The 1,920-nt window shown below is 68.0% G+C and carries 2 protein-coding genes; both read right to left on the bottom strand.

Annotated features, from left to right (window positions below; genetic code table 11):
- Positions 1–1,007, bottom strand: a 1,007-nt coding sequence (rfbB, locus tag BXY45_RS22685; RefSeq protein WP_109776802.1) for a dTDP-glucose 4,6-dehydratase, incomplete at its 3' end; no start/stop codon positions are given.
- Positions 1,004–1,900, bottom strand: coding sequence for a glucose-1-phosphate thymidylyltransferase RfbA (gene rfbA / locus BXY45_RS22690; RefSeq protein WP_109776803.1), 897 nt, complete (start codon positions 1,898–1,900; stop codon positions 1,004–1,006). The genes rfbB and rfbA, both read right to left, overlap by 4 nt.
- Positions 1,901–1,920: the final 20 nt, after the last annotated feature.

The raw sequence follows: 1,920 nt of genomic DNA on the forward strand, positions 1-1,920 counted from the left end.
GCGTACTTGGCTTCGGTGGCGGCCTTGCGGGGCCGCCACCACGCCTCGTTCTCCTTGTACCACTCGAAGGTGGCCTTCAACCCCGACTCCAGATCCGAGTGCAGCGGACGCCACCCCAACTCATCCCGCAGCAGCGACGCATCGATCGCGTACCGCAGGTCATGCCCCGGGCGGTCACTGACCAGGTCATACGCATCGGCGTCCTGACCGGCAATCTCCAGCAGCGCCCGCACCACCCGCAGGTTGTTCGCCTCACCATCAGCACCGATGAGGTACGTCGCCCCCGTACGACCGCGCTCCAGCACCGCCCACACCGCACGGTTGTGGTCATCGACGTGGATCCAGTCCCGCACGTTGGTACCCGCCCCGTACACCTTTGGGCGCACCCCGTCGAGGATGTTCGTGATCTGACGCGGGATGAACTTTTCCACGTGCTGCCACGGCCCGTAGTTGTTCGAGCAGTTCGAGATCGTCGCCTCGATCCCGAACGACCGCGCCCACGCCCGCACCAGCAGGTCCGAACCGGCCTTGGTGGAGGAGTACGGCGAGGAGGGGTTGTACGGGGTGTCCGGGGTGAACTTCTCCCGCGCCGGGTCATCCGCCGGCTCCGCCAGCGGCAGGTCGCCGTAGACCTCGTCGGTGGAGACGTGGTGGTAGCGCACCCCGTGCGCCCGCACCGCCTCCAGCAGGGAGTACGTCCCGATGAGGTTGGTGTGCACGAACGGCCACGGATCGTGCAGGGAGTTGTCGTTGTGAGACTCCGCCGCGAAGTGCACCACCGCGCCGTCACGTCCCAGCCCACCCACGAGCTTGCTCACCAACGCCACATCGGCGATGTCACCCTCCACGAAGGTGATCTCGCTGGCGACGTCGTGCAACGTCGCGCGGTCACCGGCGTAGGTGAGCTTGTCCAGGACGACGACCTCCACCTCGGGCCGCTCACGCACCGTCGCGTGCACGAAGTTCGCGCCGATGAACCCAGCGCCCCCGGTGACCAGCAGCTTCACAGCGTCTCCCTCGTCGTGCTACCGGTGTGGCGGCGCTCCAGCAGCCCCAGCAGGTAGGTCCCGTACCCCGACTTCACCAGCGGCGCCGCCCGCTCGGCCAGCTCCTCATCGCTCAGGAAGCCCACCTGCCAGGCCACCTCCTCCGGCGACCCGATCTTCAACCCCTGCCGCTGCTCGATCGTGCGGATATAGACCCCCGCGTCCATGAGGGAGTCCACCGTGCCGGTGTCCAGCCACGCCGTCCCCCGCGGCAGCACCTCCACCCACAACCGCCCCTGCTCCAGGTAGGTGCGGTTGACGTCGGTGATCTCGTACTCCCCCCGCGGGGAGGGCTTCAAGTCGCGGGCGATGGCCAGCACGTCGTTGTCGTAGAAGTACAGACCCGGCACCGCGAAGTTGGACCGCGGCGCGGCCGGCTTCTCCTCCAGCGACACCGCCCGCCCCGCCGCGTCGAACTCGATCACGCCGTACGCGGTGGGGTCCGCCACCCAGTACCCGAAGATCGAGGCACCGTCGATGTCGATGAACCGCGCCAGCTGCGTCCCCAGACCCGGGCCGTAGAAGATGTTGTCGCCCAGCACCAGCGCCACCGTGTCGTTCCCGACGAAGTCGGCCCCCAGCACGAACGCCTGCGCCAACCCGTTGGGCTGGGCCTGCACCTGGTAGCTGATGGCGATGCCGAACTGCGAACCATCCCCCAGCAGCCGCTGGAACGCCGCCGCGTCGTGCGGGGTGGTGATCACCAGCACGTCCCGGATGCCCGCCGCGATCAACGTCGACAGCGGGTAGTAGACCATCGGCTTGTCATAGACCGGCACCAGCTGCTTGGACGTACCCAGAGTCAGCGGGTGCAGACGCGTCCCCGAGCCCCCCGCCAGGATGATCCCCTTCACGAGGATCGACCGTAGCGGCC

Source organism: Quadrisphaera granulorum (assembly GCF_003149145.1).
GTDB lineage: Bacteria > Actinomycetota > Actinomycetes > Actinomycetales > Quadrisphaeraceae > Quadrisphaera > Quadrisphaera granulorum.